This is a genomic window from Corynebacterium hylobatis (assembly GCF_003955685.1).
Classification (GTDB): Bacteria; Actinomycetota; Actinomycetes; order Mycobacteriales; family Mycobacteriaceae; genus Corynebacterium; species Corynebacterium hylobatis.
Genome location: NZ_RXHJ01000005.1, coordinates 132,174 through 149,437, shown reverse-complemented (window position 1 = coordinate 149,437; position 17,264 = coordinate 132,174). Strand labels below are relative to the sequence as shown.

The following is a 17,264-nucleotide window of genomic DNA, read 5'->3' as shown; positions in this document are numbered from 1 at the left end:
GGCCGCGGGTACAGACGGATACCTCTCCTGATCCGGTGCTTTCCGTTCAGCTCCATGCCCTATTGGACTGGGGGAAGCTCGGCTGGGTTCCCATCGGTGTCGGGAATGCCGCACACCAAGGGGATTCCGGCCCGCCGTTTCCGCCGGGGTGTGCGGCGTTTGCGATCACAGGCCCGACCCCGACACCGCCGGTGGCCCTGCCGGGTACCTAAGTAGACTCATGGCCATGCAGAACGCCGAGCAGGACACCACCCAACCCGAGTCGATCACACTGGCGCAGGCCGTCGTCGAGCAGCTTTCCCGCCACGTCAGTGACGTGGTGATCTGTCCGGGCTCCCGGAACTCCCCGCTCTCCCTCGCGCTTCTCGCGCGGAAGGACCTCCGGGTCCATGTGCGTCTGGACGAGCGCAGCGCCGCCTTCCTGGCGCTCGGCCTGGCCCGGGTGCAGAAACGCCACGTCGCGGTGGTGATGACCTCCGGCACCGCGGTGGCGAACTGCCTCCCCGCCATGGTGGAGTCCCATTATTCGCATGTGCCGCTGGCCGTGGTCAGCGCGGACCGGCCCCGCCGGCTGCAGGACACCGGTGCGAGCCAGACAATCGACCAGGTCGGGATCTTCGGCCGCTACGCGGAGACCACCGGCATCCAGTCCGTCGACGATGTCCCGCTCCTGGCGGAGGCGTTCACCACCCGCAACCAGGTGCACATCAACGTGGAGCTGGACGATCCGTTGGTCAGCAACGTCCTGCCCGCCGAGCCGAGCAGCTTCACCACCCGGCGCGCCCCGGGACCACGGCCGCGGAATCACGGTGAGGTGGCGGTGGATCTGAGCCGGAACACGCTGGTCATTGCCGGTGATGAGGCCTGGGCGGTGGAGGGGCTGGAGGATGTGCCCACCATCGCGGAGCCGACTGCCCCTGCCCCGTACCACCCGGTCCACCCGCTGGCTGCGAAAGTCTTCCGCCGGGAGCAGGTCAGCGCGAACGACTATGTGGTGGACACCCGGCCGGAGCAGGTCATCGTGGTGGGGCATCCGACGCTGCACCGCGATGCGCTGGCCCTGATCAAGGACCCGGAGATTGAACTGATCACCCTCTCGCGGTCGGATGTCTTCACCGATCCCCGCACCGACTCGGTACGGGGTACGCGGGTGAAGGTCACGGGGGAGCCCACCTCGCAGTGGCTGAAGGTGTGCTCGGCGGCCTCCGAGCTGGCGGGGGATGCGGTGCGTCTGACGTTGGCGGACCCCGGCCACGGTTTCACCGGCCTGCACGTGGCGGCGGCGGTCGCCGACACCCTGGGCACGGGGGATTCGATGGTGCTCGGCGCCTCCAACCCGGTCCGGGACATCAGCTTCGTGGGGCTGCCCTACGACGGTGTGGACACGTATTCGCCGCGGGGGGCGGCGGGGATCGACGGCACCGTCTCCCAGGCCATCGGTGTTGCCCTGGCGGTGCAGGCCGCCCACCCGGACGAGCCGCGGGCGCCGCGCACCGTCGCCCTGATGGGGGACGTGACCTTCCTCCACGATGTCGGGGGACTGTTCATCAGCCCCGGGGACCCGCACCCGGAGAACCTCACCATCGTGGTCGCCAACGATGACGGCGGCGGGATCTTCGAGACACTCGAGCTCGGCGCGGAGCCTCTGCGCGCCAGCTTCGAGCGGGTGGCGGGGACGCCGCACGGGGCGTCGATAAGCAGCCTGTGCGAGGGCTTCGGTGTCCACCACCGCGAGGTGGCCACCCTGCCCGAGCTTCTCGACGCCCTCGTCGAACAACCCGGCGGCCTCACCGTCATCGAGGCCCGCACCACCCGGACCACCCGGCGTGAACTGCATGAGGCACTGCGGGAGAGGGTCGGTTGGTGAAGGACCGCATCGGCCGGCGGGGGCGGCAGCTGGTGCTGATGCTCTACGCCGTGGCGATGCTCGGCAGCGCGGCCATGGTCATCGGCCCGTTCATGAACGACACCGCCATCAACTCTGACCCCGGCCGGGCGCTCGCGACGGTGACGGGCGCGGACTGGCTGCGTACCGCCGTGGAGTACCGCGACGAGGCAGGGATCTACCACTCCCCGCCGACCGGACTGCTCTACCCGACCGGCCTGGGGGAAGGGCAGCGCGTGTGGGTGACCTATGCGAAAGCGGACCCTGACCTGGTGAAGGTGGAGGGGCGGGAGTGGACCCTGTCCGTCATTCCGGCGCTGAGCGTCGCGCTGTTGTCAACCGTGACAGCGGCGCTATTGTGGTGGACGGTAGGAAAAATCACCGGACGGTCGGGGCGTTCACCGAGAATTCGTCCGGAATAAAGCTGGATATCAGAGCGATGTCGCCTGGGCCAGAGAGGATGTCGAGCATGCGTGTAGCCATCGTCGCGGAGTCCTTCCTTCCCAACGTCAACGGGGTGACCAACTCGGTCCTCCGGATTCTCGAGCACCTGCACAGGGAAGGACATGAGGCACTGGTCATCGCGCCGGGGGCGCGCGATTTCCAGGAGGAGATCAGCGAGTACCTCGGTTTCGAGATCGTGCGGGTTCCCACTGTCCGGGTCCCACTCATCGATTCGCTGCCGATCGGGGTGCCCAACCCCACCGTCAATGACGCACTGCGTGACTTCGATCCCCACATCATCCACCTGGCCAGCCCCTTCGTCCTCGGGGCGGCCGGGGCCTACGCCGCCCGCCAGCTCCGGGTGCCGGCGGTGGCGCTCTACCAGACGGACGTGGCGGGCTTCGCCACGAAGTACCACCTCACCCCGCTGGCCAACGCCGCGTGGGACTGGACCCGCCACATCCACAACATGTGCCAGCGGACCCTGGCACCCTCCTCCCTGACCATCGCGGAGCTGCAGTCCCACGGCATCAACAATGTCCACCACTGGGGCCGGGGCGTCGACGCCGTCCGTTTCCACCCGGAGAAGCGTTGCGTGCAGCTGCGCCGGCAGTGGGATCCCACGGGGGAGAAGCGGATTGTCGGTTTCGTGGGCCGGCTCGCCGCGGAGAAGGGCGTGCACCGCCTCGTCTCCCTCCACGGCCGCGGGGACATCCAGCTGGTCATCGTCGGTGACGGCCCCTCCCGCACGGAGCTGGAGGAGCTCATGCCCACGGCGGTGTTCACCGGCGCGCTGGAGGGGGAGGACCTCGCCCGCGCCTACGCCTCACTGGACCTGTTCGTCCACGCCGGCGAGTTCGAGACCTTCTGCCAGGCGATCCAGGAGGCGCAGGCCTCCGGCGTGCCCACCATCGGTCCCCGCGCCGGCGGCCCCGTCGACCTGGTCCAGGAACGCTACAACGGCCTCCTCCTGGATGTGGACACCTTCAGCCGTGACCTGCCGGAGGCGGCGGAGTGGCTGCTCGACCTCTCCCGGCATGAACGGCTGCGCGGCAACGCCCGCGTCTCCGTGAACGACAAGACGTGGGAGGCCCTGTGTGAGCAGCTGCTGGACCACTACCGTGACGTCATCGAGGAAACCCGACGCGTCCCGCTGACCTTCTTCGGTCCCCGCCCCGAACTGCCCCGGTGGGCTGCCCGGGCGTTGGGCGCGCGCGTCGCGTGGGGCAGCCTGGCCTAGACTCAGGGGCGTGGCTAAGGCAGACCTGGACAAGAAACCCTTCGACGTCGCGTCAATGTTCGACGACGTCGGGGCGAAATACGACCTGACCAACACGATCCTGTCCTTCGGGCAGGACGCCCGCTGGCGCCGGCGTACCCGCGAGCGCCTGCAGCTGAAGCCGGGGGAGAGGGTCCTCGATCTGGCGGCCGGCACGGCCGTGTCCACGGTGGAGCTGGCGAAATCGGGGGCGTGGTGTGTGGCCTGCGACTTCTCGCAGGGCATGCTCGCCGCCGGGCGGGACCGGGATGTGCCCAAGGTCGTCGGTGACGGCATGCAGCTGCCCTTCGCGGACAACTCCTTCGATGCGGTGACCATCTCCTACGGCCTGCGCAACATCCACGACCACGAGGCCGGTCTACGCGAGATGGCCCGGGTGACCAGGCCGGGTGGCCGGCTGACCATCGCGGAGTTCTCCACCCCGGTGGTGCCGGTCTTCGGCACGGTGTACAAGGAATACCTCATGCGCCTGCTGCCGCAGGTTGCACGCGTGGTCTCCTCCAACCCGGAGGCCTACATCTACCTCGCCGAGTCGATCCGCGCGTGGCCGGACCAGGAGGGTCTGGCGCAGGTGATCAACGGCAACGGCTGGGCGGACGCAGGCTGGCAGAATCTCAGCCTCGGCATCGTGGCCCTGCACTCGGCCGTCAAGCCGCGGTAGCCCACAGGGGTGTGTCGCGGCGCACCCTGGATACCGCAGAACCGGCGGTCCGCCAGGCCCGGGCGATGAGGTCGCGGTCCTCGTCGGTGATGAGGTTGCCCATCAGACGGGCGGCGGCCGGCATGATCGCCGCCCCGACCGGGCCGCGCAATCCGAGGGGACCGACCAGCGGCAGGAACCTGGGGTAGGTGAGCAGCCGGGCGGCGGTACGGGCCAGCAGGAAGGCCTCTCCGTAGGTCTCCCGCAGCACGTGCGGCCACACGAGGGTGAGATCGCGGCCGGGTCGCAGCAGGTCCACGGCCATCTCGGCGGATTCCATGCCGTAGTCGATGCCCTCGCCGTTGAGGGGGTTGACCAGGGCGGCGGCGTCGCCGATGAGCAGCCAGTTCGCGCCCGCCACGTTGGAGACGGCCCCGCCCATGGGCAGCAGCGCGGAGGCGATGTCCTGCTCGGGCCCGAGGACCCATTCCGCGCGGCGCTGCGCGGCGTAGTGCGAGAGCAGCCGCTTCGTGTTCACCTTCGCGGGGCGGGAGTCAGTGGACAGGGCGCCGGCGCCGAGATTCACCCGCCCGTCGCCCAGGGGGAAGATCCAGCCGTAGCCGGGCTGGACGGTGCCGTCGGTGTCCCGCAGCTCCACGTGGGAGTGGATCCAGGGCTCCTGCGACATCGCCGAGGTGCAGTAGGACCGTGCTGCGATGCCGTAGACCTCACCCCGGTGCCACTGCCGGCCCAGCAGTTTGCCGAAGGTCGAACGCACTCCGTCCGCCACCAGCAGCCAGCGGGGACGCACCTGCTTCTCGACGCCCCCGTGACGCACCGTCACCACATCCACCCGGGAGCCCGCGAACTCCACGCCGGTGGCCGTCGCGTCCTCCCACAGCGTGGCGCCCCGGGCCACGGCGGTGCGCACCAGCAGGTGGTCGAATTCGGTGCGCGGCATCGCCGAACCCCGCGTGCCGTAGTACCCCTCCGGCCAGGGGGCGGTGACGGAGCCGCCGAAGCCGTGCAGCTTCAACCCCTTGTTGTGGTAATCCGAGGTCACTGCCTCCGCCAGACCGAGCTTCCCCAGCTGGTGGACAGCACGCGGGGTGAGCCCGTCGCCGCAGGTCTTGTCGCGGGGGAAGGAGGCGGCGTCAAGAAGCAGGACCTCGTGCCCCGCCTCCGCCGCATGCACCGCCGCGGCGGAACCTGCGGGCCCCGCACCGACAATGAGGACATCGACAGAACCCACGTTTCCACTCATGCGCCCTATTGTGGCATTCCATCCCACCCCTGAGTACGGGGTGGGCCCTCTTTGGACTACGGTTGAGTGCGATCATCCCCACCGTCAGACCGCTGCAAGGACACTTCCGACATGACCAACGGCACCACCTATCAGACCACTCCCGCCGGGCACGTGGATCTGGGAGACGCCGGGCTCAACGAGCGCATCGCCACCGGAATGGACGCTGTGGAGGTCCTGCTGCGCGAGGAGCTGGCGAAAGGCGAGGACTTCCTCGCCAACAAGGTCACCCACCTCATGAACGCGGGCGGCAAACGCTTCCGCCCCATGATGACGCTGCTGGCCTCCCAGTACGGCCCGAAGGCCGGCTCCCCGGACGTGGTCAAGGCCGCGGCCGTGCTCGAGACGGTGCACCTGGCCACCCTCTACCATGATGACGTCATGGACGAGGCTGAGCTGCGCCGCGGCGTGGAGTCCGCGAACGCCCGCTGGGACAACTCCGTCGCCATCCTCGCCGGTGACATCCTCTTCGCCCATGCCTCCCGGATCATGAGCGAACTGGACACCCACACCGTGGGGCACTTCGCGCAGACCTTCCAGGACCTGGTCACCGGCCAGATGCGGGAGACCATCGGGGCAGAGGGACGTGACCCTGTCGAGCACTACATGGACGTCATCCGTGAGAAGACCGCGGTGCTCATCGCCTCCTGCGGGCACCTCGGCGCCTACCACGCCGGGGCCAGTGAGGAACACGCCGACGCCCTGATGAAGATCGGCGCCGCCATCGGCATGATCTTCCAGATCGTCGACGACATCATCGACATCTTCTCCGCGCACGAGCAGTCCGGCAAGACGCCGGGGACGGATCTGCGCGAAGGTGTATTCACCCTCCCTGTGCTCTACGCGCTGGAGGAGGAGGGCGAGATCGGTGACGAGCTCCGTGGGCTGCTCACAGGTCCACTCACCGAGGACGGGGACGTGGACCGCGCGCTCGAGCTGCTCGGCCGCTCCCAGGGGCGCCGGCGCGCGCTCGACGACGTCCACCGCTATCTTGCCGAGGCTGAGGCCCAGATGGACCGGCTCCCGGCCAACGCGGCCACCAACGCTCTGCGGCGGCTGGCCAAGTTCACCATCCAGCGCGTGGGTTAACTCCGGTTAGGCCGGTTGACCTGCCGATTTGCTAGCCGGTCGGTATGTCGTAGTAGAGTATGTCACGCACCATGCGGTGCACGCCAGGTTGCCCGAGCGGCCAATGGGAGCGGACTGTAAATCCGCCGGCTCACGCCTACACAAGTTCGAATCTTGTACCTGGCACACTTCAGACCCACCTGAACCTCTGGTTCAGGTGGGTCTTCTGCATTCCGGGGTTGGGGGTTGGATGCGGGGCAGGTGGGGGTGCTGCTCCCGTTGGGCAGGTCCTGTCGGTTAGCTCCCGTGAGGTAGGTCCCGACATGTATATCGCGAGTGGTGGGGCGTATTGGCGGAGTGGTGTCCCGCCAGATACGTGTCAGGAGCTACCTCACGGGAGCTACTTGTAGGGAGCTAGCCAACGGAGGGTCGGAGCGGCGAGTTTTCCCGGCCAGAGGGGAAGGTGGTGTTCTGCTGGTCGGTGGGAGCCCCACGGGGGCATCGGCGTCCGCCCTTGCCCGGGTCTCCGCGTGGTGGTGGCAGTCCGGCCGGAGTCCCTCCACGGGAACATCTGCAAGTGTATTCAGGTAATGCTCTTGGAAGCCCTCAAAACATGCTCTGAACTGCCGATTTGTGTATGCACGGTAAGTAGGGTTAATCTGTTCAAGGCTTCAACGGAGCGGGTCGGAGAGAATCTGGCCGAAGATCCTGGAAGCTAAGCCCCCTTAGCTCAGTCGGTAGAGTGTCTCCATGGTAAGGAGAAGGTCATCAGTTCGATTCTGATAGGGGGCTCTGTTTCTTTTCTCCCTCGGTCGCAGGGCAAACCGTCGGTGGCTGGGGAAGTGTGAAACTGCCACCAGGCGGTGTAGCTCAGTGGTAGAGCAAGCGACTCATAATCGCTGTGTCGCGGGTTCAATTCCCGCCATCGCTACCGGTTTGCCGGACAGCGGGTACTTTCTAAAAGAATTGCCTGTCTGGTAGGGTGAGCCGTGCTGTTGAATCAGCGCACCAAGGGGCGTAGTTCAATTGGTAGAGCAACGGTCTCCAAAACCGTAGGTTGCAGGTTCGAGTCCTGTCGCCCCTGCCAATACGGGCCGGTACTGAGATGATCCTCAGTACCGGCCCGTTCTGCTTGCCAGGGCAACCCCTCTGGTAAGCTCAACGGAGTTCTGAACACGAGACATCTTTTGCGAGGAGAGCTGTGACCGATCAGCAGCCCAACCAGTCCGGCGCAGCCCGTCCGACGGGTAAGCGTCAGATGGCAGGTGTTGGTACCGCCGCCACCACGACCTCGTCTTCGTATGAGGCCAAGCGGGTCACCAAGACTGGTCCGGAAGATGAGAAACCGGGTGGTGGTGTCGCCAGCTTCCTGCCCGAGGTTGTCTCGGAGGTGCGGAAGGTCATTTGGCCGACCGCCCGCCAGATGGTGGTCTACACCCTGGTGGTCTTCGCATTCCTCATCGTTGTGACTGCGCTGGTGTCCAGTGTGGACTTCGTCGCAGGTCTCGGAGTTGAGAAGATCCTCACCCCTTAGGTACAGTCTTCACCATCAGATTTCATCCCGCCGCGCCCTCCAGGGTCGGCGGGATTATTCATTGGCCGCGGCCGGTAAACTGTCCTGAAACGGCCTTTCCGAGTTGCCCTACACATCTGGAGCATCATGAGCGAAGAATTCGCATCCGAGAACATTTCCGAGACCACCGACCCCACCGAGCTGCTCGACGACAGTCAGGAAGGCACCGAGGAGGCCTCCGCCGCCGAGTCTGTCGCCCTGGAGGATGAGCCGCAGCAGGCCGAGGAGACCTCTCTCGCCGCGGCTGCCGCCGCCCTGGGTGACACGACCGAAGAGGATGCGGAGGCGGAGTACCGTCGCCGTCTGCGTGAGTACACCCGTGAGCTGAAGAAGCAGCCGGGTGACTGGTACATCATCCAGTGCTACTCGGGCTACGAGAACAAGGTGAAGACCAACCTCGACATGCGTGCCCAGACCCTGGAGGTCGAGGAGTACATCTACGACGTCGTTGTCCCGATCGAGCAGGTCATCGAGATCAAGGACGGCAAGCGCAAGATGGTCAAGCGCAAGCTGCTGCCGGGCTACGTCCTGGTCCGCATGGAGATGAACGACAAGGCCTGGTCCGTCGTCCGTGACACCCCGGGTGTGACCAGCTTCGTGGGCAACGAGGGCAACGCCACCGTGGTGAAGCACCGCGACGTCGCGAAGTTCCTCATGCCGAAGGAGGCCACCGTCGAGGGTGAGGCCGCAGCCGTCACCGCCGACGGTGAGAAGGTCGTCGCCATGCCGGAGGAGCAGTCGAAGTCGACCATCGCGATCGACTTCGAGGTCGGCGAGGCCGTCACCATCCTCACCGGTGCCCTGGCGTCGGTGTCCGCGACGATCTCCGAGATCGATCCGGCGACCGGCAAGATCCAGGCCCTGGTCTCCATCTTCGGCCGTGAGACCCCGGTGGAGCTGACCTCCGACCAGATCGAGAAGATCAGCTAGGACCTGCTCCGCGCCTATTTGGGCGCGGGCAACCTCGTGCCGTAGGGTGGACCGGTGCGTGCCGGCTCGTATCAGTGCGCACCGATCAAACATTCATCCCCGGTGGCCGGGATACGTGCAGACCCAGCGGAAACCAGCTGGTAGCGGGGCCCGGCATCCGGACGGTGGCCGTCATCATCGTGACGGCCCGCCGGTACCACGGAACGAGGTAATTCGATGGCTCCCAAGAAGAAGAAGGTCACTGGCCTCATCAAGCTGCAGATCGAGGCTGGCGCCGCCAACCCGGCCCCGCCGGTCGGCCCTGCCCTCGGTGCCCATGGTGTCAACATCATGGAATTCTGCAAGGCCTACAACGCAGCAACCGAGTCCCAGCGCGGCAACGTCGTGCCGGTGGAGATCACCGTCTACGAGGACCGCAGCTTCGACTTCAAGCTGAAGACCCCGCCGGCCGCCAAGCTGCTGCTGAAGGCCGCCGGCCTGCAGAAGGGCTCCGGCGTCCCGCACACCGAGAAGGTCGGCAAGGTCACCATGACCCAGGTCAGGGAGATCGCCGAAACCAAGAAGGAAGACCTCAACGCCCGTGACATCGAGGCTGCCGCCAAGATCGTCGCCGGTACCGCCCGTTCCATGGGCATCGAGGTCGAGGGTTAATCCCTCTCTTCCCCTGAAGAACCAACTGTGGCAGGGCCGGCTCGGCCCGCCTGACCACACCAATCCCTCCCAAGAAGGAATTGCATAATGAGCAAGAACTCCAAGGCATACAAGGCCGCCGCTGAGCTGGTCGACAAGTCCCGCGAATACGCGCCGCTCGAGGCCGCGAAGCTGATCAAGGAGACCTCCTCCAAGAACTTCGACTCCACCGTCGACGTCGCCATCCGCCTGGGCGTTGACCCGCGTAAGGCTGACCAGCTGGTCCGTGGCACCGTCTCCCTGCCGCACGGCACCGGTAAGACCGTGCGTGTCGCCGTCTTCGCCGCCGGTGAGAAGGCCACCGAGGCCCAGGAGGCCGGCGCCGACATCGTGGGCACCGACGAGCTGATCGAGCAGATCACCTCCGGCACCATCGATTTCGACGTCGCCATCGCCACCCCGGACCAGATGGCCAAGGTCGGCCGCGTCGCCCGCGTGCTGGGCCCGCGTGGTCTGATGCCGAACCCGAAGACCGGCACCGTCACCACCGACGTGGCCAAGGCTGTCGCCGAGGTCAAGGGCGGCAAGATCTCCTTCCGCGTGGACAAGGCATCCAACCTGCACGCCGCCATCGGCAAGGCGTCCTTCGACGAGAAGGCCCTGGCCGAGAACTACGGCGCGCTGCTGGACGAGCTGCTGCGTATCAAGCCGTCCTCCGCCAAGGGTATCTACCTCAAGAAGATCACCCTCTCCTCCACCAACGGCCCGGGTGTCCCGGTCGACTCTTCGGTGCAGAAGAACTACGCCGGCGAGGCCTAAGCCTCCGGCTGCTTCTCGACGCCCCGTCGCTTCCAGCAGGAAGCGGCGGGGCGTTTTCTTCTGCGCAGGTCGTTGACGGTCTTCACCCACTGAACTAGGGTCGCTGATGAGGCCGGAATCCGCTGGCCAGGGACGCTTATGGACACAGAACCCGCCGAAGGGAGGCGACCTGATGGGTGTGCAGCTACATCAACCGCAGTTTCAGGTATGCCCCGTCGGCCCCGCAGCAGATCTTTAGCACCCCGCGAACCGATGCGCCCTCATCCGGGGCGGGAGGACCGGTCCGCAGCCACACCCCAGCCGTTTCTTTCTGCCCTGTCTGATTCGTCCACCCCGCACCGACAGGAGAAGGAGAACACCATGTCCGCCCGCCGCCGCCCCAGGGCACCGATCCGGCGCAACCTCGCGCCCCGCACCCCGAAGGTCATCAACTTCGCCAGCCACATCGAGCAGGGCACCCTCGATCAGGCCGAGCAGCTGGCCTCCATGCCCTTCGTCTGGCCGCACGTGGCCCTCATGCCGGACGCCCACGTCGGCCTGGGTTCCGCAGTGGGCACCGTATTCGGCACCGTCGACGCGGTGATTCCGTCCGCGGTCGGCGTCGACATCGGTTGCGGAATGATCGGTGTGCGCACCGGCTTCACCGCCGAGGACATCAGGCGCCGGGACCTGAAGCAGCTGCGTGACACACTGGAGGCGGCCATTCCGCTCTCGCCGGGAAACTACAATGACTGGGCGCTGGCCGGGACGACCGCTGACACCCGCACCCGGGAACTGGCGGAACTGGCCGAGCTCACCGATGTCGATCTCTCCCATTCGCCGAAGTGGCGCCAGCAGCTGGGTTCGCTGGGTGGCGGCAACCACTTCATCGAGCTCTGTCTCGATGAGGAGGAATCGGTGTGGATGTTCCTCCACTCCGGTTCCCGCGGCGTGGGCAACAAGATCGCCCGGAAGCACATCACCGCGGCCCAGGAGCAGTGTGAGAAGTACTGGATTCCGCTGCCCCACGCCGACCTGGCCTACCTCGTGGCCGAGACCCCGGAATTCGACTCCTACCTGGCGGACCTGGACTGGGCGCAGCGTTTCGCCTGGCTCAACCGGGAGGAGATGATGGACCGTTTCGCCACCGCACTGTCGGATTTCGTCGGCCGGGAGGTCGAGGAGCTGGAGAGAGTGAACTGCCACCATAATTACACGGTGGAGGAGTACCACTACGACCGCCGGGTGTGGGTGACCCGCAAGGGTGCGGTCCGCGCCCGGGAAGGTGACACCGCGCTGATCCCCGGTTCCATGGGCACCGCCTCCTATGTGGTGGCGGGGAAGGGGCATGCGTCTGCGTTCCACAGCGCCCCGCACGGGGCAGGGCGTCGGCTGTCCCGCACGCAGGCGAAGGAGCAGTTCACCGCCGCGGATCTGGAACGGCGGATGAAGGGCATCGTCTACCGGCCCGGCAAGGAATGGGTGGATGAGATCCCGGACGCCTACAAGAACATCGACCGCGTCATGCAGGACGCGGAACCGATGGTGGAGATCCGCCACCGCCTGCGCCAGGTCCTCAACGTCAAGGGCACCTGAGCCTGGTGGACCACCCTTCAGGTAAGCCTGTACTTACTGGTGGGAAAGGTTTTTCTGGCCGATACTGAGCACATGGACACCATGCCGACCGCACCTGCCGCCCACCGGTCGTGGAGCCTGTTCTTCCGCTCCCGTGACGGGCTGATCACGGTGGCCACGCTGATGGCCATCGCGCTGCACCTCATCCTGTGGTTCGGCCCCGGGCTGAGCGGGTGGGCACGGGACTGGCCCCTGGTCGCGGTGGTCATCCTCGGCGGGATCCCGCTCATGATCGAGGTGGCCCGCTCAGCGATCCGGACCCGGGGCGGGGCGGACACCCTGGCGGCCGTCTCCATCATCACGGCCGTGCTGCTGGGGGAGTGGCTGGTTGCCGCGATCATCGTGCTCATGCTCTCCGGGGGTGAGGCGCTGGAAGGGGCGGCGTCGAGACGCGCCTCGGGCACCCTCGCCGCCCTCGCCCGGCGCGCGCCGACCACCGCCCACCGGTTGCGGGGTGCGGACATCTCGGCGGGGACCGATGAGGTCCCGGTCAGCGAGATCGCCGTTGGGGATCTGCTGCTCATCCTGCCGCACGAGCTGTGCCCCGTGGACGGGGAGGTCGTCGAGGGGCACGGCAGCATGGACGAGTCCTTCCTTACCGGCGAACCCTATGTGGTGGGCAAATCCCGGGGATCGGCGGTGATGTCGGGTGCGGTCAACGGGGAGAATCCGCTGGCGATCGTGGCGCTGCGGCCAGCGGAGGATTCCCGCTACGCGCAGATCGTCGGCGTGCTGCGGGAGGCGGAGGAGAACCGGCCGGCGATGCGCCGTCTCGCGGACCGGCTGGGTGCCTGGTACACGGTCATCGCCCTGGCGTTGGGGGTGCTCGGCTGGGCGGTGTCGGGGGATCCCACGCGTTTCCTGGCGGTGGTCGTCGTGGCCACGCCCTGCCCGCTGCTCATCGGCGTGCCGGTCGCCATCATCGGGGCGATCTCGCTGGCGGCCCGCCGCGGCATCATCGTGAAGAATCCCGGGATGCTGGAACACACCTCCCGGATCACGACGGTCATGTTCGACAAGACGGGCACCCTGACCTACGGACGGCCGGTGGTCACCGACATCCACACTGCGGCGGGTTTCGCCGCCGATGAGGTGCTCGCGCTCGCGGCCTCGGTCGAGCGCTACTCGCGTCATCCGCTGGCGGATGCCATCCGTAACCAGGCGGAGAAACGTGGCCTGGTGCTGCCCGATGTCACGGAGATCTCCGAGCGGCCCGGCCAGGGACTGACAGGCAGGGTCGACGGCCGGCACATCCGCATCACCAACCGGCGCACCTGCCAGGAGATCGACCCGGCCAGCCGCGCGCTCATGCCGGTCACGGCGGCAGGGATGGAATCCGTCGTACTTGTCGACGACGCCTACGCCGCCCTCATCCGGTTGCGGGACGAGCCGCGGGCGTCGGCAGGCGAGTTCATCGCCCATCTGCCGGGCAGTCACGACGTGGAGCGGCTGATGATCGTCTCCGGCGACCGGGAGGCGGAGGTCCGGCACCTGGCGGGGCAGGTCGGCGTCGAGGAGGTCCACGCCGGAATCAGCCCGGAGGGCAAACTCGCCCTGGTCGAGGAGTACAACCGGCGAGGACCGACGCTCTTTCTCGGGGACGGCATCAACGATGCCCCCGCGATGGCCGTGGCCACCGTCGGTGTGGCGATGGGCGCGAACTCCGACGTCACCTCCGAGGCCGCCGACGCCGTCATCCTCGACTCCTCCCTGGAGCGTCTCGACGAGCTCCTCCACATCGGCGCGCGGATGCGGCGCATCGCCCTGCAGTCCGCGCTGGGTGGCATGGCACTGAGCATGATCGGCATGCTGCTCGCCGTCTTCGGTCTGCTCACCCCGCTGCTGGGGGCCATCGCCCAGGAGGTCATCGATGTGCTGGCGATCCTCAATGCCGCCCGGGTGGGTATGGTCCGTGAACCGTTGAGCGATTTCGACAGGGTTCCGGGAGGGTAGTGGCGGGAGGGCGGGCCGGCGCTTAGCCTGATGATATGGATCACATCCCGACTGTCCGCTGCACGGGCACCGCCGCCGGTGAGTTCCCCGCCGACACCGCCGCTGTCCGCCTGCGCGTCAACGCCCGCCACGCCCACCAGGAGGGGGCCTACCGGCTCCGGCAGGAGGGCCTGGCCCTCGCCCGCGCCGTCCTCGGCGCCGTGTCGGGGGTGGAGGTCAGCGATGAGAGCCTGGGGGAGAACACCTGGGATTCCCACACTGTGGCCACCTGGGAGTGCGCGGTGACCGCGGTCGGTGGCGTTGATGGACTCCGTGAGATCATCGCCCGCCTCGCTGACGTGCCGTCGGTGGAGGTTCTCGGCCCTACCTGGCAGTTGTCGGAGGGGCGCAGGCGGGAGCTGCGCGAGCACCTGCAGGTGGCGGCGGTGCGGGACGCCCGTCGGGAAGCGGGGCTGCTGGCGGAGGCCCTCGGTGTACGTGCGGGGGCCCCGCAGCGCATCGACAGCGGGGACGCGCCGTACGGCCGACCGGAGATGCGGATGGTCGCCATGGAGGTGGCGCGGGGTGCGGACCTGCCGCCGCGCACCCTTGAGCTGGACCTGAAACCGGAGCTGGTGCCCCTCGAGGAATCCGTCACCGTGGACTTCCTCCTGGAGCAGGAGGGCTGAGGGTGGGCTTTCTGCCGAGACCAGGCGATTTGGAGTTTCCGCCCGGTCACGCCTAGGATGACACACCGAAGTTTGAATCGGTTTCTGACACAGGAACCGCGCTCAAGTTTCACCGAAGACCGTCGGTCATCCGAGAAGGATCGAAGGATTCCAGGACACTGGAACGGCCCACGCAGGAGACACTTTCGAGCCACCACCTCCTTTACGGGAGATGATGCGCCCCGTGCTCTTGCACGGGGCCTTTTTCTTTGAGGAAGGCCCCGGCGGATCAACACGACACGTAATTGGAAGGAGGCGAAGTAATGGCAAACGCGAAGAACCAGGCCGAGCTCGCAGAGCTCAAGGCCAAGTTCGAGGAGGCGGACACCGTCGTCCTCACCGAGTACCGTGGCCTGACCGTTGCGCAGATCTCTGAGCTGCGCGGCGCTCTCGGCTTCGACGTCCAGTACTCCGTCGCCAAGAACACCCTTATCAAGATCGCTGCCCAGGAAAAGGGCATCGAGGGTCTTGACGAGCATCTCACCGGTCCGACCGCAGTCGCCTTCATCAAGGGCGAGGCTGTCGATGCCGCCAAGGTGATGAAGAAGTTCGCCGATGATAACAAGGCGTTCATCGTCAAGGGTGGCTACATGGACGGCAACGCTCTGTCTGCCGACCAGGTCAAGGCCATCGCCGAGCTGGACAACCGCGAGACCACCCTCGCGAAGCTGGCCGGTGCCATGAAGGGCAATCTGGCAAAGGCCGCAGGCCTGTTCAATGCTCCCGCTTCCCAGGTCGCACGCCTCGCAGCTGCGCTCCAGGAGAAGAAGGACGCTTAAGTCGCCATCACGGCGCACCCATTCACACCCCACAAATTCGGGCCTGCTGAAACCGGCCCACAAAGAAAGGAAGCCACCATGGCTAAGCTCACCAAGGACGAGCTCATTGAGGCATTCAAGGAGATGACCCTGATCGAGCTCTCCGAGTTCGTCAAGGAGTTCGAAGAGGTCTTCGAGGTCACCGCTGCCGCTCCGGTCGCCGTTGCAGCTGCAGGTGCCGCTGGCGGCGAGGCTGCTGCCGCTGAGGAGCAGTCCGAGTTCGACGTCGTCCTCGAGGACGCCGGCGCCAAGAAGATCGGCGTGATCAAGGCTGTCCGCGAGCTCGTCTCCGGCCTGGGCCTGAAGGAGGCCAAGGAGCTCGTCGAGGGCGCACCGAAGGCCATCCTCGAGGGTGCTTCCAAGGAAGACGCCGACGCTGCCAAGGCCAAGCTCGAAGAGGCCGGCGCCAAGGTCTCCCTCAAGTAAGAGGAACCCTTTTCGCGCGAACCCCGCACATCCACTTTTCGTGGATGGAGCGGGGTTCTCCCGATTCCGGGGCCCCTTGACTCGGGTGTTCCGGGACAGTCACCTTTCACGAGGGGCCCTTCTGTGCGGCGGGTAGACTCGCACCCATGCTGCCCAAGTCCCGCCTGCTCTCCTTTCTCGTGCTCAGCATCGGCGTCGCCCTCCTGGTGGCAGGTCTCGTGGCCCCCCGATTCCTGCCCGGGGACAGCCGTCTGCCGCTGGACCTGACGGCCACGACGTGGACGCTGACCGACGATGAGGCGCAGACGCGTCTGATGACGGATCCGGGCGGACGGGTGCTGGATGTACCGGTCACGAGGCAGCTCCATGTGGAGATCCAGAACCCGGCCGACGAGGAGACGGTGACGCTGCGGGTGGGGGAGACCCTCATGCGCGACAGCCTGCAGGAGGAGCTGGACCGGCTGATCTCCGCCGAGGTATGGACTTTCGGCCTAGACCGCACCACCGGTGAATTCACCACTCCGGCGACCCTCACCGACCAACTGGCCAGTCCCGTCAGTGAGGTGCCCGTCGCGGGGGTGTGGCTGAAGTTCCCCTCGGATGCGCAACAGGCCACCTACGAGGTCTTCGAGCCCAGACTGCGGCAGACCCGCCCGGCGGAGTTCGCTGAGGAGCTGGACATCAACGGCCGGACCATCCACCGCTACCGTCAGCAAGTGGAGCCGACGAACGTCGCCGAGCTCTACGCCTCCCCCTTCAACACAACAGCCTTCGCTGACGGGGAGCGCGGCTACCTCTTCCACTCCGTCACGCGTGACTTCCTGGTGGACCGGGTCTCCGGGTTGGTCGTGGAGATCAGGGAGGACGTGGACTCCTACTACGGCACAGTCGACGGGGAGAAGCGTGAGCAGGTCCTGCTCTTCGAGGGACAGATGCCTCAGCAGCAGATTGATGCCCATCTGCGTGCCGCCGGCGAGATCCGGGATCCGGCGGTGGTGGACACGGTGCGCTGGGTGGTCATGGGCGTGGGTGGCCTGCTGATCCTGGCGGGGCTGGTGGGTGCCACCGGTGTATTCGCTCGTCGCCGCGGCTGAGCAGGGGAGTAGGACATCCGAGGGTGAGGTGCGAACTGCCCGGGAAGTCGTGGTAGAGTCCCGGCGTGAATCCGGAAGCTA

16 protein-coding genes and 4 tRNA genes are annotated in these 17,264 nt (G+C 66.8%); 19 read left to right on the top strand and 1 reads right to left on the bottom strand.

The genetic code is table 11. The annotated features are described in order from the left end of the window. Positions 1 to 226 precede the first annotated feature (226 nt). From menD to EAH68_RS04845, 4 genes are read left to right on the top strand one after another with little or no spacing between them, the layout of a single operon-like run. On the top strand, positions 227 to 1,867 hold the full coding sequence (gene menD / locus EAH68_RS04860; protein WP_126120201.1) for a 2-succinyl-5-enolpyruvyl-6-hydroxy-3-cyclohexene-1-carboxylic-acid synthase: 1,641 nt from the start codon (positions 227 to 229) through the stop codon (positions 1,865 to 1,867). A 38-nt stretch (positions 1,868 to 1,905) separates the two neighbouring features. Continuing rightward, entirely contained in the window at positions 1,906 to 2,307 is a 402-nt protein-coding gene (locus EAH68_RS04855) for a DUF3592 domain-containing protein (protein ID WP_126120359.1), read from the top strand. A 47-nt stretch (positions 2,308 to 2,354) separates the two neighbouring features. Then, entirely contained in the window at positions 2,355 to 3,569 is a 1,215-nt protein-coding gene (locus tag EAH68_RS04850; RefSeq protein ID WP_126120200.1) for a glycosyltransferase family 4 protein, read from the top strand. Between the two features lie 10 nt (positions 3,570 to 3,579). Next, positions 3,580 to 4,269, top strand: a complete 690-nt coding sequence (locus tag EAH68_RS04845; RefSeq protein ID WP_126120199.1) for a demethylmenaquinone methyltransferase — start codon at positions 3,580 to 3,582, stop codon at positions 4,267 to 4,269. On the opposite strand, the gene EAH68_RS04840 is transcribed toward EAH68_RS04845, so the two are convergent. Then, on the bottom strand, positions 4,256 to 5,512 hold the full coding sequence (locus EAH68_RS04840; RefSeq protein ID WP_126120198.1) for a geranylgeranyl reductase family protein: 1,257 nt from the start codon (positions 5,510 to 5,512) through the stop codon (positions 4,256 to 4,258). The genes EAH68_RS04845 and EAH68_RS04840 overlap by 14 nt on opposite strands. Positions 5,513 to 5,623: 111 nt before the next feature. Here EAH68_RS04840 and EAH68_RS04835 point away from each other — a divergent pair, with 111 nt between their 5' ends. The 15 genes from EAH68_RS04835 (at position 5,624) to pgfA (ending at position 17,183) form a co-directional block, all read left to right on the top strand. Then, positions 5,624 to 6,640, top strand: coding sequence for a polyprenyl synthetase family protein (locus EAH68_RS04835; protein WP_126120197.1), 1,017 nt, complete (start codon positions 5,624 to 5,626; stop codon positions 6,638 to 6,640). A gap of 82 nt (positions 6,641 to 6,722) precedes the next feature. Further along, positions 6,723 to 6,805: transfer RNA gene (locus EAH68_RS04830), tRNA-Tyr, on the top strand. Positions 6,806 to 7,338: 533 nt separating this feature from the next. After that, positions 7,339 to 7,411 (top strand) — tRNA-Thr (locus EAH68_RS04825). A 67-nt stretch (positions 7,412 to 7,478) separates the two neighbouring features. Next, a tRNA-Met gene (locus EAH68_RS04820) sits at positions 7,479 to 7,550 on the top strand. Positions 7,551 to 7,630: 80 nt separating this feature from the next. Further along, positions 7,631 to 7,706: transfer RNA gene (locus EAH68_RS04815), tRNA-Trp, on the top strand. A 114-nt stretch (positions 7,707 to 7,820) separates the two neighbouring features. Beyond that, positions 7,821 to 8,153 carry a preprotein translocase subunit SecE gene (gene secE, locus EAH68_RS04810; RefSeq protein WP_126120196.1) on the top strand — a complete coding sequence of 111 codons (333 nt, stop codon included), beginning with the start codon at positions 7,821 to 7,823 and terminating at the stop codon, positions 8,151 to 8,153. Between the two features lie 126 nt (positions 8,154 to 8,279). Then, the gene (gene nusG / locus EAH68_RS04805) at positions 8,280 to 9,122 is read left to right on the top strand and encodes a transcription termination/antitermination protein NusG (RefSeq protein WP_126120195.1); all 843 of its coding nucleotides are present in this window, start codon (positions 8,280 to 8,282) and stop codon (positions 9,120 to 9,122) included. Between the two features lie 216 nt (positions 9,123 to 9,338). Further along, positions 9,339 to 9,773 (top strand): 50S ribosomal protein L11, encoded by a 435-nt coding sequence (gene rplK / locus EAH68_RS04800; protein WP_126120194.1) that lies wholly within the window; start codon positions 9,339 to 9,341, stop codon positions 9,771 to 9,773. Positions 9,774 to 9,860: 87 nt separating this feature from the next. After that, positions 9,861 to 10,571, top strand: coding sequence for a 50S ribosomal protein L1 (gene rplA / locus EAH68_RS04795; RefSeq protein ID WP_126120193.1), 711 nt, complete (start codon positions 9,861 to 9,863; stop codon positions 10,569 to 10,571). A 360-nt stretch (positions 10,572 to 10,931) separates the two neighbouring features. After that, positions 10,932 to 12,146 carry an RtcB family protein gene (locus EAH68_RS04790; protein WP_126120192.1) on the top strand — a complete coding sequence of 405 codons (1,215 nt, stop codon included), beginning with the start codon at positions 10,932 to 10,934 and terminating at the stop codon, positions 12,144 to 12,146. Between the two features lie 72 nt (positions 12,147 to 12,218). After that, positions 12,219 to 14,138, top strand: a complete 1,920-nt coding sequence (locus EAH68_RS04785; protein ID WP_126120191.1) for a heavy metal translocating P-type ATPase — start codon at positions 12,219 to 12,221, stop codon at positions 14,136 to 14,138. A 35-nt stretch (positions 14,139 to 14,173) separates the two neighbouring features. Further along, a complete protein-coding gene (locus EAH68_RS04780) occupies positions 14,174 to 14,806 on the top strand; it encodes an SIMPL domain-containing protein (protein WP_126120190.1) in 633 nt (210 codons plus the stop codon). Positions 14,807 to 15,108: 302 nt separating this feature from the next. After that, the gene (rplJ, locus tag EAH68_RS04775; protein ID WP_126120189.1) at positions 15,109 to 15,624 is read left to right on the top strand and encodes a 50S ribosomal protein L10; all 516 of its coding nucleotides are present in this window, start codon (positions 15,109 to 15,111) and stop codon (positions 15,622 to 15,624) included. A gap of 78 nt (positions 15,625 to 15,702) precedes the next feature. After that, complete coding sequence (rplL, locus tag EAH68_RS04770) at positions 15,703 to 16,089, top strand: 50S ribosomal protein L7/L12 (protein ID WP_126120188.1); 387 nt, start codon at positions 15,703 to 15,705, stop codon at positions 16,087 to 16,089. A 146-nt stretch (positions 16,090 to 16,235) separates the two neighbouring features. Then, on the top strand, positions 16,236 to 17,183 hold the full coding sequence (gene pgfA, locus EAH68_RS04765; protein ID WP_126120187.1) for a cell envelope lipid trafficking protein PgfA: 948 nt from the start codon (positions 16,236 to 16,238) through the stop codon (positions 17,181 to 17,183). Positions 17,184 to 17,264: the final 81 nt, after the last annotated feature.